Source organism: Roseibacillus persicicus (assembly GCF_014651675.1).
Classification (GTDB): domain Bacteria; phylum Verrucomicrobiota; class Verrucomicrobiia; order Verrucomicrobiales; family Akkermansiaceae; genus Roseibacillus; species Roseibacillus persicicus.
This window is the reverse complement of the sequence record NZ_BMXI01000003.1, coordinates 51,125-65,920: the sequence shown is the minus strand read 5'-3', so window position 1 is coordinate 65,920 and position 14,796 is coordinate 51,125. Positions and strand designations below refer to the sequence as shown.

Below are 14,796 nucleotides of genomic sequence, written 5' to 3'. Positions count from 1 at the left end.
GGTGTTTCTAAATTAGGAAAAATGGTTTCGTTAGAGAGTTTCATTTCAACGGGCTGAGGTGGCGAACCGGCGCTTCAGGAAGACGCCTAGTCCGAAGAGAATGACTACGAGAGGAACGATGAGAAGGTTGGCCAAAGTGTATTTGGTGGCCAAGGAGTCCTTCTCTCGACGGAGATCTTTTTCCAGCTCGCGGAGGCGTTTGCGTGCTTCCACTTGTTTGGCGATGGCCTTGTCGTATTCGGTTTTTAGCTCGCCTTCCAGAACGACTTGGCCGTTCTTCTGTTGTGCTTGAATCAGTTCGTTGAGGCGGGTGCTGATTTCGTCGAGCTCCTTCTGTTCTTTCTCACGCTTTTCGCCAAACTTCTGTTCGAAGTCGGACTCCATCTCCTGCACGACGGTGAAGGGGCGGCGGCTGTCTCCGCGGGCGCGGGAACCGATGAGGTGCTTCGAGCCAGTGACTTGGTCGAGGATGTTCAACAAGAAGGCCACGTTGTCTCCCTGTGGAGCCATCAGGCCGCCGAAGACCTGTTGGTAGGCGAAGCTGTCGCCGAGGAAGTCGCTATCGGCAATCAGGAATACGTTGCCGGGTTTTTCGGATTCTGCGAGACCGGTTTCCTTGGGCTCGCTTTCTTCCTCTGCTTCCGCTTCTGCTTTTGTGGCTTCATCAGCGATGGAATCTTCTTCGTTTTCGTCCTCGTCCGCTTGATCTGCGGGATTGCCGTCAGGGTAGGCGGACTTGAAGGTTCCCTGGATGTGCACTGCGAGGTCGTAGGCTTTGTCGTCCATGCGGATCGCTCCGAGAAGGGACGGATCCAGACGGGAAGCACGCATGCCATCAACGAAGCCCGACTGGGTGGATGACCGGATGAGTGAAGTGTGGCTCAGACCGTCCTTGCCTTGCGAAGTGATGGCTCCGGCCAGGACCAGGAAGAGGTTGTCCAAGCTGTCCGTGATCAAGCTATCCTTCTGTGGCAGTGCATCCTTGGTGAGGGAAAGGGCGGAGGTGGAAGCTCCGTCGCGGAACTGGGTGCGATAGTTCCCGTCGGCAAGCACCTCGTCCGAGATGAAACTCACGCCCCAGGAGTCGAGGAGTTCTTTCGAGAAAGTGGAAGAGGTTGGCAAGCCGGGCTGGCCCATCATGGGATTGCCTCCTCCGGTTTGTTGGGCAGTGATGGAAAAGGCGTCCAGCGCTGCCACCAGAGTGCCACCCTTGAGGAGATACTGGTCGAGAAGGTACTCGGTCTCGGGAGTGATGCCGGCGGGGTGCACGAGAAGGACTGCAGAGAGGCCATCGAGGTCGGCCGCTGTCGGAGTCATGCCAATATCTCTGATGTCATAGAGCTGCCCCAGCTGTTCGTAGATGACGAAAGGACGGCTGGGTGGCTGGCCGGGCATGCCCATCGCGGGGGCGCTGCCAGTCATGGGAAGCGCGGACATCAGGCCCAAGGTGGGGCGGTTGGTGCGGGCTACGCGCGCAATGGCTGAGGAGAGCTGGTATTCCAACTGGGTCTCGGCTTGTGGCGATAGGAATGGGATGGTCGCCTTTTCATCCAGAAAGGAAACGCTGAGGCCCAGGTAGAGGTTCTCATCGTTGAGCTGCTGACCCGCGATGCCGTCGAGGTTGGCGGAGTCCTCCGCGTCGGTGTCGGGCTTGGGATCCAGATTGACGATGCGCAGGTTGTCACCGGCAAGGGCCTGATAGCGCTTGAGCAGGCCATCGACCTTTTTCATGTAGAGCTCCAGGTCGCGGGGCATGAACTCCGCGTCCCGGGTGGCGTAGTAATTGATGACAACCTCGGCCTCGCTATCTTTCAGATCGGAAAGGATGGCCTTGGTGCCGTCGGTCAGGGTGTGGACCTTGTCTTCGGTGAGGTCGAGGGTTCGATTGCCAGCGGATGAAAGGGCCATCAGCCAGTTGGCGAAGAAGGTGATGAGGACCAGGGCGATAATGCCCAAAACGGCATTGAGCACCGGATTGTTAGCCTTGGTCTTGGATTGGACTTTGCTACTCATAATGGTTTCTCGTTATTGGAAAGTTGTGGGTTGAAAAGTGGATTAGCTGCGGCGGGCAGTGAGGATGGCGGAGGTGCCTAACAGGGAGGCCACGATCATGGTGGCGAACCAGACAAAATCCTGCAGGCGGAAGGCTCCGCGCATGAGGGAATTGAAGTGGTCCCAGACCCCGAAGGCGACGAGGGCTTCCACGCCGCTGTCGGGCAGGGCCTTGGTGGCCTCGATGATCACGGCGTCAAAACCAATCATCACCATAAAGACGCACACTGCGACTGAAACGATGAGGCACACCACCTGATCGCGGGTAAAGGCGGAGACGAGCATCGTGATGGCCAGAAAGGTGCAGCAAACCAGGAAAGAACCCAAATACCCGGAGAAGATGGTCAGGTTGTCGGGGTCGCCCAGCCGATTGACCGAGATCCAAAGGGTGAAGGTGAGGGCGATGGCGATGAGGCACACGGTCGCGGCGGCCAGATACTTGCCCAGAATCGCGGACCAAGTGGAGGTCGGAAGGGTGCCTAGCAGCTCAATGGTGCCGGTGCGTTGTTCGTCTGACCATAGGCCCATGCCAATGGCGGGAGCGAGCAGCATGAAGAGCCAGGGGTTCCAATAGAAGTGAGCGTAGGCCAAGTTGGCGTCACCGATGCGGAAGAACCCTCCGAAGGTGAAGGTCAGCCCCATGGAGAGCAGGAGATAGATCACGATGATGGCGTAGGCCGTTGGTTGCGTGAAAAAGGCGGTGAGCTCGCGTTTGTAAATAGTGAGAACGGATTTCATCTGATTGAAAGTTTAATTGGGTGCAGTGGATGGTTAGGCAGCGGCCTGGGCATCGGTGGTAGTCACCTGGTGGAAGAGGTCGTAGAGGGATCCTCCGCCTTTGGTTTTCAGTTCATCGGGAGTGCCGTCCGCGACGATCTTCCCGCGGTCGACGATGACCGCGCGGGAGCAAGCGGCTTCCACTTCCTCCAGAATGTGGGTGGAAAAGAGGACGGCCTTGTCTTCGCCCAACTTCTTGATGAGTTTGCGGACCTCCTGCTTTTGGTTGGGATCGAGGCCGTCAGTGGGCTCGTCCAGAATGAGGACCTCGGGATCGTGAATGAGCGATTGTGCCAGACAAGTGCGGTGGCGGTAACCCTTGGAAAGAGTGTCGATGGCCTGCTTGGCCACTTGCTCGAGAAAGCAGGTCTCGATCACCCGGTCGACAGCCTCCTTGCGGGCCGTGCCGGAGAGACCGCGCATCTCGGCGATCCATTTGAGAAAGCTGGAGACGGTCATGTCCTGATAGAGTGGGGCGGACTCCGGGAGGTAGCCAATCTTGCGCTTGGCCTCTTCCGGATTGTCGATCATCGAGATCCCGCAGATTTCAATGCTTCCCGCGCTGGCGGGGAAGAATCCCGTGACCATGCGCATGGTGGTCGATTTTCCGGCTCCGTTGGGTCCGAGGAAGCCCAGAACTTCGCCTTTCTTTACGGTGAACGATAAGTCGTCAACGGCCACTTTGGGGCCGAAGCGCTTGGTTAGATTTTGGACGTCAATCATAGGTTAAGAGCTTACGTTTCAGTATGGGAATGCCAATACAGGGTAAACGGCGGCAATCTTAGTCCTTGTTCTCATTTTTCAAGGGAAAATTTAGAAAGTATTGTGCGGAAATAATCCTCCCGAAGAAGCCTCGGCAGGGCGAGTTCCGGGGGCGGGAGTCCAGGGGATGATGCCCCTGAAAAGTTAGGCTATAGAAAATAAGAGTCCCGAGCGTGAAAGAGAATGTCCCGAACTGAAAATCTCGCGAGCAGGCATTCTGGCTTTAGAGTTTTTGAACTTGGGTGATTTCCCCCGCTAGCGAAGCCAGACCGGCTCCCAGACCCCGGGAATACTGTTCTAGCTATCGCGCAGGCTTGCGGACCGCGAGATGTGCTTCCATCTTGGCGGCGTGATTGAATCCCTCCGCCTCGCCGACTTCCGCTGTATCGCGGGGCTGTCGTTGGAGATTCCGGAGCAGGGACTCGTCTTTGTGGGAAAGAATGCCCAGGGCAAGACCAGCTTGTTAGAGGCCATTTGTGTATTGGTGCGTCTTCACTCCCCGCGCACGCGGCGGCCCAATCAAATGGTGAAGTTCGAGGCCCCCCGGTTCGGGGTTGCGGGTCAGGTCTGGGGTCGCGAGCGCCGCGTCGACTATTGCAAGGGAACTTATACCCTGAAGGTGGATGGAAACGAGCGCGGCTCGCAGGGCGAGTATCTCGCTGATGGGGGACTGGTGGTCTGGATGGGGAATGAGGATCGCGAGCTCGTCACCGGGCCTTCCGAGGGGCGGCGGCGTTACCTCGATTTCCTCGCCTCGCAGATCGTGCCGGGTTATCGGCGCGCTCTTTCGCGATATAAAAAGGCCTTGCAGGAACGCAACGCCCTCCTGCGGGATGGTCGGGGAAGTGGCCGCGAGATGGACTCCTTTACCAAATTGCTTGTCGAACACGGGCGCGAAGTGACCGCCGGGCGCGCAGCCATGATTGCCAGTTTGGAAAAGCCTGTCACCTGGGCCCAGGGGGCAGTCGGCGGCAACGAGGAAGCGGTCGGTCTCATCTACAAGGCGGCATCGGGGGACGACTTCGAAGCATCCCTCGCCATGGTGCGGGAGAAGGAGCAACGGCAGGGCATGACCCTGGTCGGTCCGCACCGGGATGACGTCAAGCTGACCTTGGGGGGGCTCAAGGCCTCGGATTTTGGTAGCGAAGGCCAGCAGCGCACCCTTGCCCTCGCGCTTAAGCTGGGCCAAGGCGAGCTCCTTCGCGAGCAAGGAGGGAAGACTCCGGTCTATCTGCTGGATGATATTTTCGGCGAGCTCGACAAGGGCCGCCGCGAACGCTTCCTCGCCAGTTTGCCAAAAGGCGCCCAAGTCATCGTCACCACCACCAATGCCAGCTGGCTGGGGGAGGGGATGGACCTGGAGGTGCGGGAGGTGAGCGGCGGGACGATCCGATAAGTTGTCGACTGGATTTCTCTAATTCTCTGAGAGTAAATTGATGAGCGAGCCTGCGAAATCGGGTCGGGGGAGAACTTTTTCAGCTTTCCTGTATAGAAAGAAGTGGGCTGGAGGTTGATTGCAAGAGGGGCTGTTGATGCCCCGATTAACGATATCCTAAAAATCCCAACATGAAATCCACTCGACCGACCTTTGCCTTGCTGACTCTTTTGTCATCCGGGCTTCTCTCTTCCGGTGCTACGGCAGCACTCGTCTTTTCCAGCAACTTCGACAATGGCACTTCCGGCGCTGTGGATGCGATCGCGGATCTGGGGACTCCTGCCGTAGGCAGTTTTGCTTTTGAGAACCCCGCAACTGCGAGCTACGGCTTTGTGAGCGGAGGGACTGACCGCGCCTTTACCACCGGCAATGATGGCAATACCCGCATTACAATTGCAGGGGCTGATGGGCCGCTGAATACCGCGTTTCAAGCTTCTCCCGGGACTACCTTTGGTAGTCAGACTCCGGATAACCGTCTCTACGCCAACTTTGCGGCTTCCAGCCTGACTGGGGGGAATGGTGCGACCGTTAGCTTTGATGTGGGTTCTTATGGAACGCAGAACAGTGGTGCCTTCAAGGCTATGGTCATTCGCGGCTTGAGCTCGACGAATGATGAGGTTTTTGAAACCTGGATTGGTATGGGCAGCGCCGCAGGAACACGTTTCGTCTACGCTCGGGAAGCAGGGGATACCACCTATTTGCGGACCGCCAATGGTGCGGGAACTCCGGCGGGGACTCGTGTCTATGGTGGAATGCCTGGGTGGAATAGCACCAACAATGCATCGGCTCCTGGTGGCATGGCGACGATTACCATTTCGATACAGGATGGGATGGTGACTTACGGCGCTTCGGCTGGGAGTCCGGGTGGGACTTTGACCTTTGGCCAGAATTCGGGTGCGACTGATATCGCCCAGTTGGAGTTCTCAAGTGTGAACTTCAACCAAGGAGGAAACTCCGGCTATTGGCTGGATAATGTAACCGTCAATACCGTAGTTCCCGAGCCTTCCGCTGCTCTTCTCGGTGGTCTGGGCTTCTTAGTCTTGCTCCGTCGTCGCCGATAGAGCTTCGCCATCAATTTTCCAAAAGCCGGCAGAGGACCTCCTTTGCCGGCATTTTTGATCTCTTTTCAGCGGTGTGACCGCAAAAAAGCCTGAGTGGAAACTCAGGCTTTTTTTCGAAAAGGAGGGTGTCAGGATGGTCCCTTAAATCACGCGGTCGTTTCCGCCGTCGATTGGGATCTGGGCGCCGGTGGTGGCGTAGAAGACGGGGCCGGCGACGGTGCTGACCATGGCGGCGACGCCGGGGGAGGTGATCTCGGCGTGGAGGAGGTTTTTGGTTTTGTATTCCTCTACGGTCATGCCGTAGCGCTTGGCCGATTTTTCGAGCGCTTCCTGGGTCCAGATTTCGGTGTCGAAGACGGCATCGGGATGGAGCACGTTGACGCGGACTCCGAATTCGGCGAGCTCGAGAGCAGCCACGCGGGCGAGTTGGGTCACGCCGGCTTTGGTGACCGAGTAAGCCGAAGCGCCTGGTCCGGGAGCGGCGAAGTTACGCGAGCCGATGATGATGATGCTGGGCTGCTTGTCGCTCTTCTTGAGTGCGGGGATGGAGTACTTGAGGAAGCGCTGGGTGGCGGTGAGGTTGATCTTGAGGTGCAGGTCCCAAGAGTCGGTTTCCGCATCGATATACTCGCCGGATTTGAAGATGCCGGCATTGGCGACAATGAGGTCGAGTCCGCCGTGGTCGGCGATGACCTTGTCGACGGCGGCCTTCAGGGCTGCATCGTCGGAGATGTCGCAGACGGCTCCGGAAAGGCGCTCGCCAGTGAGGTTGGTGACGACGTCGGGATTGATGTCGAGGCCGACAACGGTGGCTCCGTCGTTGCGAAGGCGTTCGGCTGTGGCGCGACCAATGCCACCGCAGGCTCCGGTGACGATTGCGATTTTATTGGCATGGATTTGTTCGGACATGATGATGTATTTGTTAGAGTGGAGATTTTTTCTCAAACCGCGGAATAACGCGGGATGAGGGTTTGGTTGTTAGACTTGATTTTAGGCCAGGATGAATTCGATAGATGGGGTTTCTCGGTTCTGAATCTTATCTATCCTATCCATCTTGGTCGGTTTTGCAGGATAAGCTGCGGTTAAATACTTATTTTTTCGCCGCTGCGATGAAGGCTTTCATTTCGACGATGTTGGCGGCGGCGTCGTTGCCGTCGAAGACCGCGCTGCCAGTGGCGATGAAGTCGGGGCCCATTGCGGCGACGTCGCCGACGTTGTTCTTCTTCACCGCGCCGTCGATAGTAATGAGGAGTTCGGGCTTCCATTCGCGCAGTTGCGCGACCTTGGCGGGGAGGCTTTCGAAGAAGGTTTCGCTGCCGGTGTCGGGTCCAATGGCGAGGAGAATGACGAGGTCGATGTGCTCGAGGTGGCCGCGGATTTGCTCGAGGTCGGTGGAAGGATTGAGGGAGACTCCGCGCAGGATTTCAGGACCGTTTTGTTCGATGAGCGAAAGAGTGGCGGCGAGGTCTTCGGTGTATTCGATCGAGAACGAGATGATGCCAGCTCCGGCTTGCGCATAGGCGGCGATGTGGTTCTCGGGCTTGTCGACAAGGAGGTGGACGTCCTTGAGGAGGTCGGTGTCGAGGCTGGCGACGAACTCGGGGCCGACGGTGGTCTTGGACCAGATGATACCGTCCATGATGTCGACGTGGAGGAGAGGAATGTCTCCGCTGACGAGGGTCTGGATGGCGGCAGGTTGGTCGTCAGTGGTGAGGGTGCCGATGCTGAGTTGCGGCTGACCGGTGCGGAGACGAGAGATGGTTTGGGCGCGGGACATGAGATGATTTTTTAGACGGAATTAATGAAATTAGACAGAATTATTATCTGTTGGGTGGGGGCGATGAGAGGGTGTTTTTTTGACAGGATTTGCAGGATGGAGCAGGATTTGTTTTTGAGGGGTGATCAATCTGGGAGGGGGTGATGCTGCCGGTTGTTCGCTGCTTTTGGTGGGCTTTGCTTTCTCTTTGGGTAGAAGAATTTAGTGAGAGGAAAGCCTTGGCATAAAAAAGTCCCCGCAGCTGTTCTGGCTACGGGGACTTTGGGTAAAATGAATTGTTAGGCGTTCTTCTCGGTGTTGAAGAGGTCGAATGCTTCCGCAGGCTTGAGGTCGTCGTGAACGACGGCCTTCACTGCGTTCATCATCGCGAGAGGAGCCTCGGACTGGAAGACGTTGCGACCCATGTCGACGCCGGAGGCACCGCACTGGATGGCGTTGTAGCAGAGCTCGAGGGCTTCCAGCTCGGGGAGCTTCTTACCACCGGCGATCACGACGGGCACGGGGCAACCGGCCACGACTTTCTCGAAGCCTTCAGTGTAGTAAGTCTTCACGATAGAAGCACCGTTCTCAGCGCATACGCGGGAAGCGAGACCGAAGTAACGGGCGTCGCGAGCCATGTCCTTACCAACGGCGGTCACACCCATCACTGGGATGGAGTAAGTGTTCCCGATGTCGACGAGCTGGCTGAAGTTGGCGATGGTGGAAGCTTCGGTCTCCGCGTCGCCGATGGCGAGCATGGCGGCCATGGCGGACGCGTTCATGGAGATGGCTTCTTCCTCGGAGATGAGCACGTTGTGGTTCATCTCAGTGAGGATGGTGGTGCCGGTATCGGTGCGGAGACAGATAGGCTTCTGGTTGCTTGCGGGGATGCAAGAACGAATCATGCCGCGGGTGCCCATGAGGCAGTCGGCGTGGTCAGCGAGCGAGGCGATGAGAAGGTCGATACGCTCAAGACCGGAAGTCGGTCCCATGAGGAAGCCGTGGTCGAAGGCCAGCATGACGGTGCGGCCGGATTTTTGGTTAAAGATGCGGGACATGCGGTTCTTCGTTCCCCAGTCCGCGCCGTCCAAGCCATTCAAGTAGAAGTTGCTGGATTTTGCCGGAGTATTGAGTCCGAAGTTGTCGCCGTCTCTGATGTCGTCTAGGTCTGCCATAATGTTGTTTTGTTAGATTAGTTTTGGGGTTTTTCGATCATGTTGATCAAAGTGGAAACCGCGTGCTCCACGAATTCGGGATCTTGCGCGGTGCAGTTGAGGGCCTCGACGGTGATGGTGTCGGGGAGATACTTTTGCAAGGATTCCCAGTAGGCGGCATCGAGCTCGGGTTTGTAGAGCTCGCCCCCTTCCGCGGAATAGCTGCTCACGCCTTTCAAGGGCATGAGGAAGACGGTGTCCTTGGTGGAGTGGGAAAGACGCTCGCCAATGACTTTGGCTACGCGGTCTTGCTCTTCCGCGTTGAGGCGGGGAACGAAAACGACGGGCGCGTGCCAGGTGATGAGGTGGTCTTCCCAACCGGCGGGAATCTTGTGGGGCTCGTGGGTGAGGATGCCGAGGTGCTCGGAGCCTCCGGGGCAGATGACCTGCGGGAGGCCCAGCTTGCCGGCGACGGTGAGGCGCTCGGGTCCGGCCGCGCGCAGCACGTCCCAGACTCCGTCCGCGATTTCGCCGAGGGCGTAGTCGAAGACGGCGGTGATGATTCCTTCCTTCATCATTTGCTCCATGGCCGCGCCACCGGCTCCGATGGCGTGGAAGGTGATCACTTCATAGCCCGCCTTTTCAAAGAGCTCGATGGCATGCATCGCGCCCTTGGTGAGAACGCCCAGATTGCTCATTCCGATCACCCCTTTGGCGGTGGACTCGGTGATGCTCTGTTGGCTCTGGGCCATGCCCCAAGCAGCGGCGGCGGCATTGGAAAGGATTTTGCGGGAGAAAACGTTGAGTCCCAGAATGTCGCTCACTGCGAACATCATGGTGATGTCCTTGATACCGACGAAGGGGGCGGTGTCGCCCGAGGCGGCGGTGGAAAGCATCACCTTCGGGAAACCATAAGGCATTGCCTGGAGGATCGGGGCGCACATGGACGTGCCCTGCGTTCCGCCAAGGCTCACAACGGCATCGACTTTGCCGGCCTGATGCAGGTCTTGCAAAATCTTGGTTGCACCTGCCGTGATGAACGGGGTGGCTTGGTCTCGGCTCGGTTTCTCGAGGAGTTCTGCGAGGTTGCCTCCACCTGCGGAGACGACTTCTTCCTTCGTGACATCGGCTTTGATGTCGGAAGAACCGACGAGGCCGAGGTCGATGAGGAGTGCTTGCCCTCCGAGGGACTCGATTTCACTCCGCATGAAGTCCGCTTCCGCAGCCTTCGTGTCGAGAGTGGCTAGAATTGCTACGACTTTCATGGAAGTTAGTCGTTGAAGGTGAGTTCGGCGAATTCCTTGGCGGCAGCGCTGACGGCACGTTCGATGGGCAGGCGCTCGGTGGAGGAGCCGGTCCAGAAGCCGTGGCCGCTGGTGTGGTCGAGCATGTACTGCGCGTCCTCGGGGTTTTCCATCGCGGCGCCGTGGGCGACGAGGATGGTGTCGGGGGAGAGTTCGCGGCACTTCTGGTAGACCTTTTCGGTCTGGGCAGCGGTTTCCTCGATGGTCATGCCGTTGTCGTAGCCTTTGATGCCGCCCTTGGTGGTGCCGGCGTGGTAGCAGAAGATGTGGGGCTTGGCCTGCTCGCAGATGGCGTAGGAGTCTTCTTCAGTAAAGGCCAGTCCGACGGAGACCATGTTCATCTCCTCCTTGGCGAGGATGAGCATGTCGATCTCGTTCTGCAGGGTGATGCCGGCGGAGGTCATCACTTTGAAAATCTCGGAATCGTGGTCGATGTAGGAAATGGAGGGTCCGATGTTGGAGACGGACTGCACGCCCATGTCGAGGCACTCCTGCAGAACCATGCGCATGTCCTTGAGAGGGTCGTTGGCGTTGAGGCAGGCACAGACGAAGGCGTCGCCATTGAGGGCGGGCATGATGTCTTCGCGGGTGTAGTCGAGGGTCTGCTTGTTGGAGTCGAGGATGGGCCACATCATCGCCATGGTGCCCATTCCATTCGAGCGTAGACGCGCTCCGGAGAAGGTGTTGACGCAGTCGGTGCCCGCGCTTTCCAGCAGTTTGGCGACCAATCCGCTACCGGCCGAGGAAATCATGATGGGCTTTCGGGCGGCGACTTTTGCTTGCAGTCGGGCAAGAATCGTTTCGGTGGTGAGACGTTTGGTTATCATGTTGCTCCATCCTGAATAGATGGGTTGACGACTTTTGTCATGAATTCTTTGGGTAGAACCATGAACAAAATCGTCAAATGCGGAATCGCGTTCAAATCCTGAAGCGGGAGCGATAGGCCGAGGGAGGCTCCTTCATGATGCGGGTGAATTCGCGCGAGAAGTGACTCTGATCAGCGAAGCCGCATTTGTAGCTGATTTCCGCAAAGCTGTTGGTGGTTCGCACGATGAGATGGCAGGCCTCCTGTACGCGCAGATGGCGGAGGTATTCCTTGGGGGTCATGCCGAAGCAGGCCTTGAATTTGCGTAGGAAAGTGCTGAGGGAGAAGTTGCTCGCCTTGGCGAGTTCGCTGATGGGAATGTTGTCGTGATAGTTCTCGTGCAGGAGCTTGAGAGCGGCTCCCAGTTCTTCGTTTTTCGACAAGGAAGTGGTTCCCTGTAGGAAGGGTCGAGTGACGCCGATGATGCCGCAAATCTCGCCACTCTGGTTGTAGAGCGGCTTCTTGGTGGTCGTGGACCAGTCGACAAATCCGTCGCCCCGGGGGACCAATTCGACCTGGTTGATGATGGAGTTTCCGGTCGATAGAATGCGAAGATCGTCCTTGCGAATCTGTTCGCGAATGTGCTCCGGAATGTAGTCGTCATCCCGCCGACCGAGGATTTCCTCGTCTTGGGAGGCGTTGAAGATTTCGCAGAGACGCTGGTTGTAGGCCACGTAGCGAAGGTCGCTATCTTTGATGAAAAAGATGAAGCCGGGGAGGTCGTCAAAGATGGTCGAGAGGCAATCTCCGACCTGGTGTCTTTGAAAGAAACGGTCATCCTGCATTCCGCGAGTGAAGCGTAAAAAGCGGTCTGCGACAACCTTGCCAATTGGAAAAAGTTCGGAGCAGGGGGCTTTTCTTCGTCGTGCTTTTCAAGGCGAAAAGAAGTCCGTGATGTGCTCTTTCCATGGAGAGGTTCTTCTTCTAGCGTGAGCTGATGACGACTCGCGACCTGACCAGCCAAGGTCCACGTATTAAGGAGGTGGCTAGCTTTGAGGAGTTGGTGTCGGGGTCCTTCTCTGATGGAATCAATGCCTTGTGTTGGCGGAGGACTTTGGCGGGCGATTTTGCAGAACTCGTCGCGAACTTGGAGCCTCAGGAAGGAATCCTGCCGCTTGATGAATCTCTTTTGAAAGAGCTTCCTTTGGGTGTAGGGGGCAAGCGAGCGGTGGCCGAGATTCTGGAGGATTACCACCGTCTCCAGGCCTTGGAGCGCGAGCCCTTGATCAATCTAATCGACGGCTATCCCCGGGATGAAAGACCGGGTCCGGTTGCCACTGATGTCTTTTCCTATCATGCCGACAGCGCGCCTGTGGAGGCGGATACCTGGTTGTGCACCTATCACGGAGCGCCCAGCGAGGGACTGCGGAACGAGGAGGCCGTGCGCAAAGTGGAGATCCCCGAAATCCGTCAGGCTTTGCTGGAGGAATATGGCGGTCCGGACGACGAGGAGTTCGAGGAATACCTGCAGGACCTCTGCTTCGACCTTCATTACGATCCGTTGCCCGAGGCCCGGCCCTATTCGTTCGGGGTGGGGCATTTGTGGAGAATTGCAATCGATTGGCCGGGGAGTCTGGTGCCACCCTGCATCCATCGCGCGCCTTTGACCGAGCCGGGGGATCCGGTGCGGCTTCTGTTGATTGGGTGACAGGGCAAATCTCGCCTTGCGCAAAAGATGCCTACTGTTTCGCAGACTGCCGGTTGCGGGGTGGCAGGTTCTTGCTATCTTGGGCGAGAATGAACAAAGAAACTGTTGTAAATGCTCTTCGTCAGGTGGTTGCCGATTCCTATGCTCTCTTGGGGCAGACCCACTTGTGCCACTGGAACGTGCGTGGTCCCGGATTCTTCGCCCTCCACGCTGCCTTCGAAGAGCAGTATACCGAGCTCTTCGCGGCCGTTGATGAACTCGCGGAGCGGGTGCGTGCCTTGGGTGCTCTTGCACCCGGGGGCTTGAGTAATTTGGCGAGGATTTCCGGCATGGAGGAGATCGCCGAGGACACTCCCGCCGACCAGATGGTGGCTCATCTCGCCAAGGCCAACCGCAAGGTGATTGCCAGTTTGGGCGAGGCTCGCAAAGCCGCCTCCGAAGCGGGTGACGACGAGACCGAAGACCTCATGATCGCCCGGACCCAGATCCACGAAAAGACCGTCTGGATGCTGGAGGCCTACCTCGCCTGACAAACGACAGCTTGAAAAAATCATTTCCCTCGCTCGGGTCGCCAGTTCATGAATTGGCGGCCTGATTTTTTTATCGGGAACGGGCAAGGGGTAGTAGAGCGCAGAGCTCAGCCAGTTGGGCATGTTTCGCTCAACCGTGTCCTGGCTTGCGCTTGTGGATGCCGATGGAGTTGCCGTCGGGATCGCGCACGAAGGCCATGTGACAGACGGGTGTTTCCATGGGGCCAAAGTTGAATTCGATATTCGCGGCCTTGAGCTCGGCCACGGCGGTGTCGAAGTCATCGACCTCTAGCGCGACGCTGCAACCGTCCGGACTCGGGTTCATGCCGGGGGCGACTCCGATGGCCAGGGTGCCTTCGCCGATGTCGAACTCCACCCAATGGCCGCCCTCCATCTCGTGGTCCATGGTGACCTTGAGGCCCAGGACTCCTTCGTAGAATTCACGGGCCCGCGCCATGTCGGTGACGGGATAGCAGGAGAAGGCGATTTCGTTGACTTTCATAGCAATTCACTAGCTACCACAAGGCGGGGCCGGGCGTCTAGTCGGCTTTCTTCTAGTCGGCTTTCTGCTTCCGCAGTTTGACCAAACGTTCCATGCCCTCGCGATTGGCAATGGCCAGCGCGGGATCCCCGTTGACCACGCCGCCACGGGCTTCGAAGAGCATCCACTGATCGTAGCCGACTGTATCCAAGGCCTGCGCGAGCTTGGGGAGGTCGGTCTTTCCTTTGCCAAAGTGGATGTTGCCCTCGGGCTTGAGATGAAGCTCGCAAATCGCTCCCTCTCCGAGGGCTTTGATGGTGGCGTAGACGTCTTCGCCGGCCCGCATCATGTTGCCGGTGTCGTAATACATTTTTAGGTTCGGCGGATTGCCCAGGCGTGCGAAGAGTTCATTCACCCGTTGATAGGTGATGGGGGATTCGATTCCGAGGGTGACGCCGTGCTTTTCCGCGATGGGGAGGATCTCTTTCGTGAACTCCGCCACTCCCGCAAGTTTAGCATCATCGTCTTGAAAGTTGGAAGGGCCGAAGAAGGGGTAGAGCAGGATCTTGCAACCGAGTGCCTCGCAGGCCTCGATGGACTCCTTCATGATAGTCAATCCGTTTTCGCGGTCCTTGCCTTCTTTCCAAATCACCAGACGGTTCATGCTGCCTGCACAGAGCGAGATGATCTCCACCTCATGCTCTTGGGCCGCGGAGAGAAATTGCTTTTGCAGGTCTTTGTTAGAAATGGTGAGGGTGCCATCTTTCTCCAGTTTGCCGGTGTGAAGTTGCACCCCGGCAAAGCCCGCTTCCTTGGTGAGGGCGATGCTTTCCACCATGCAGCGTTGGCCAAAGGCGGTCTCCATGACGCCGAGACGAATGGGTTCTGCCGCGAGGGAGGAAAGGCTCAGAAGAGCAACGAGGGAAGGGATGAGGAGTTTCATGGTTTCTTGTGAGATCGGAGTGGATGCT

General features: G+C 57.6%; 15 protein-coding genes. 4 read left to right on the top strand and 11 right to left on the bottom strand.

All coding sequences use genetic code 11. The features are described from left to right. Positions 1 to 45: 45 nt before the first annotated feature. Genes IE099_RS04270 through IE099_RS04260 form a run of 3 tightly spaced genes read right to left on the bottom strand, consistent with a single transcriptional unit; the run spans position 46 to position 3,552 of the window. Positions 46 to 2,013, bottom strand: a complete 1,968-nt coding sequence (locus IE099_RS04270; RefSeq protein ID WP_189567669.1) for a Gldg family protein — start codon at positions 2,011 to 2,013, stop codon at positions 46 to 48. A gap of 42 nt (positions 2,014 to 2,055) precedes the next feature. Beyond that, complete coding sequence (locus tag IE099_RS04265; RefSeq protein WP_189567667.1) at positions 2,056 to 2,790, bottom strand: ABC transporter permease subunit; 735 nt, start codon at positions 2,788 to 2,790, stop codon at positions 2,056 to 2,058. A gap of 33 nt (positions 2,791 to 2,823) precedes the next feature. Beyond that, a complete protein-coding gene (locus tag IE099_RS04260; RefSeq protein WP_189567666.1) occupies positions 2,824 to 3,552 on the bottom strand; it encodes an ABC transporter ATP-binding protein in 729 nt (242 codons plus the stop codon). A 388-nt stretch (positions 3,553 to 3,940) separates the two neighbouring features. On the opposite strand from IE099_RS04260, the gene recF reads away from it, so the two are divergent. Then, positions 3,941 to 4,987, top strand: coding sequence for a DNA replication/repair protein RecF (gene recF / locus IE099_RS04255; protein ID WP_189567665.1), 1,047 nt, complete (start codon positions 3,941 to 3,943; stop codon positions 4,985 to 4,987). Positions 4,988 to 5,157: 170 nt separating this feature from the next. Next, positions 5,158 to 6,087, top strand: coding sequence for a hypothetical protein (locus tag IE099_RS04250; RefSeq protein ID WP_189567664.1), 930 nt, complete (start codon positions 5,158 to 5,160; stop codon positions 6,085 to 6,087). A gap of 141 nt (positions 6,088 to 6,228) precedes the next feature. Here the strand turns inward: IE099_RS04250 and IE099_RS04245 are convergent, their stop codons facing one another. The 6 genes from IE099_RS04245 to IE099_RS04220 all read right to left on the bottom strand — a co-directional run bounded on the left by IE099_RS04245 (position 6,229) and on the right by IE099_RS04220 (position 11,951). Continuing rightward, positions 6,229 to 6,996 (bottom strand): SDR family NAD(P)-dependent oxidoreductase, encoded by a 768-nt coding sequence (locus tag IE099_RS04245; RefSeq protein WP_189567663.1) that lies wholly within the window; start codon positions 6,994 to 6,996, stop codon positions 6,229 to 6,231. Positions 6,997 to 7,177: 181 nt separating this feature from the next. Continuing rightward, positions 7,178 to 7,864, bottom strand: coding sequence for a beta/alpha barrel domain-containing protein (locus IE099_RS04240; RefSeq protein ID WP_189567662.1), 687 nt, complete (start codon positions 7,862 to 7,864; stop codon positions 7,178 to 7,180). A gap of 278 nt (positions 7,865 to 8,142) precedes the next feature. Continuing rightward, positions 8,143 to 9,018 carry a 3-hydroxy-5-phosphonooxypentane-2,4-dione thiolase gene (gene lsrF / locus IE099_RS04235; protein ID WP_189567661.1) on the bottom strand — a complete coding sequence of 292 codons (876 nt, stop codon included), beginning with the start codon at positions 9,016 to 9,018 and terminating at the stop codon, positions 8,143 to 8,145. Between the two features lie 17 nt (positions 9,019 to 9,035). Then, entirely contained in the window at positions 9,036 to 10,262 is a 1,227-nt protein-coding gene (locus tag IE099_RS04230; protein ID WP_189567660.1) for a Tm-1-like ATP-binding domain-containing protein, read from the bottom strand. A 5-nt stretch (positions 10,263 to 10,267) separates the two neighbouring features. Beyond that, on the bottom strand, positions 10,268 to 11,128 hold the full coding sequence (locus IE099_RS04225; RefSeq protein ID WP_189567659.1) for a phosphoenolpyruvate hydrolase family protein: 861 nt from the start codon (positions 11,126 to 11,128) through the stop codon (positions 10,268 to 10,270). 91 nt (positions 11,129 to 11,219) lie between these two features. Next, on the bottom strand, positions 11,220 to 11,951 hold the full coding sequence (locus IE099_RS04220) for an AraC family transcriptional regulator (protein WP_189567657.1): 732 nt from the start codon (positions 11,949 to 11,951) through the stop codon (positions 11,220 to 11,222). Positions 11,952 to 12,103: 152 nt separating this feature from the next. Between IE099_RS04220 and IE099_RS04215 the strand changes: the two genes are divergently transcribed. Both IE099_RS04215 and IE099_RS04210 read left to right on the top strand, forming a co-directional pair. Next, positions 12,104 to 12,814: a hypothetical protein gene (locus tag IE099_RS04215; RefSeq protein WP_189567656.1), complete on the top strand. Its 711-nt coding sequence runs from the start codon at positions 12,104 to 12,106 to the stop codon at positions 12,812 to 12,814. A gap of 89 nt (positions 12,815 to 12,903) precedes the next feature. Next, a complete protein-coding gene (locus IE099_RS04210; RefSeq protein WP_189567654.1) occupies positions 12,904 to 13,344 on the top strand; it encodes a Dps family protein in 441 nt (146 codons plus the stop codon). Between the two features lie 130 nt (positions 13,345 to 13,474). On the opposite strand, the gene IE099_RS04205 is transcribed toward IE099_RS04210, so the two are convergent. Together IE099_RS04205 and IE099_RS04200 are read right to left on the bottom strand one after the other, a co-directional pair. Continuing rightward, positions 13,475 to 13,846 (bottom strand): VOC family protein, encoded by a 372-nt coding sequence (locus tag IE099_RS04205; RefSeq protein WP_189567652.1) that lies wholly within the window; start codon positions 13,844 to 13,846, stop codon positions 13,475 to 13,477. 52 nt (positions 13,847 to 13,898) lie between these two features. Then, positions 13,899 to 14,768, bottom strand: coding sequence for a sugar phosphate isomerase/epimerase family protein (locus IE099_RS04200; protein WP_189567650.1), 870 nt, complete (start codon positions 14,766 to 14,768; stop codon positions 13,899 to 13,901). Between the last annotated feature and the right edge of the window lie 28 nt (positions 14,769 to 14,796).

Excerpts from the sequence above, each read along its gene's own strand:
- IE099_RS04270 (WP_189567669.1), bottom strand. The coding sequence starts at position 2,013 with ATGAGTAGCAAAGTCCAATCCAAGACCAAGGCTAACAATCCGGTGCTC.
- IE099_RS04265 (WP_189567667.1), bottom strand. The coding sequence starts at position 2,790 with ATGAAATCCGTTCTCACTATTTACAAACGCGAGCTCACCGCCTTTTTC.
- IE099_RS04260 (WP_189567666.1), bottom strand. The coding sequence starts at position 3,552 with ATGATTGACGTCCAAAATCTAACCAAGCGCTTCGGCCCCAAAGTGGCC.
- IE099_RS04240 (WP_189567662.1), bottom strand. The coding sequence starts at position 7,864 with ATGTCCCGCGCCCAAACCATCTCTCGTCTCCGCACCGGTCAGCCGCAA.
- IE099_RS04220 (WP_189567657.1), bottom strand. The coding sequence starts at position 11,951 with ATGCAGGATGACCGTTTCTTTCAAAGACACCAGGTCGGAGATTGCCTC.
- IE099_RS04205 (WP_189567652.1), bottom strand. The coding sequence starts at position 13,846 with ATGAAAGTCAACGAAATCGCCTTCTCCTGCTATCCCGTCACCGACATG.
- lsrF (WP_189567661.1), bottom strand. The coding sequence starts at position 9,018 with ATGGCAGACCTAGACGACATCAGAGACGGCGACAACTTCGGACTCAAT.
- IE099_RS04210 (WP_189567654.1), top strand. The coding sequence starts at position 12,904 with ATGAACAAAGAAACTGTTGTAAATGCTCTTCGTCAGGTGGTTGCCGAT.
- IE099_RS04230 (WP_189567660.1), bottom strand. The coding sequence starts at position 10,262 with ATGAAAGTCGTAGCAATTCTAGCCACTCTCGACACGAAGGCTGCGGAA.
- IE099_RS04200 (WP_189567650.1), bottom strand. The coding sequence starts at position 14,768 with ATGAAACTCCTCATCCCTTCCCTCGTTGCTCTTCTGAGCCTTTCCTCC.
- IE099_RS04245 (WP_189567663.1), bottom strand. The coding sequence starts at position 6,996 with ATGTCCGAACAAATCCATGCCAATAAAATCGCAATCGTCACCGGAGCC.
- IE099_RS04215 (WP_189567656.1), top strand. The coding sequence starts at position 12,104 with ATGACGACTCGCGACCTGACCAGCCAAGGTCCACGTATTAAGGAGGTG.
- IE099_RS04225 (WP_189567659.1), bottom strand. The coding sequence starts at position 11,128 with ATGATAACCAAACGTCTCACCACCGAAACGATTCTTGCCCGACTGCAA.
- IE099_RS04250 (WP_189567664.1), top strand. The coding sequence starts at position 5,158 with ATGAAATCCACTCGACCGACCTTTGCCTTGCTGACTCTTTTGTCATCC.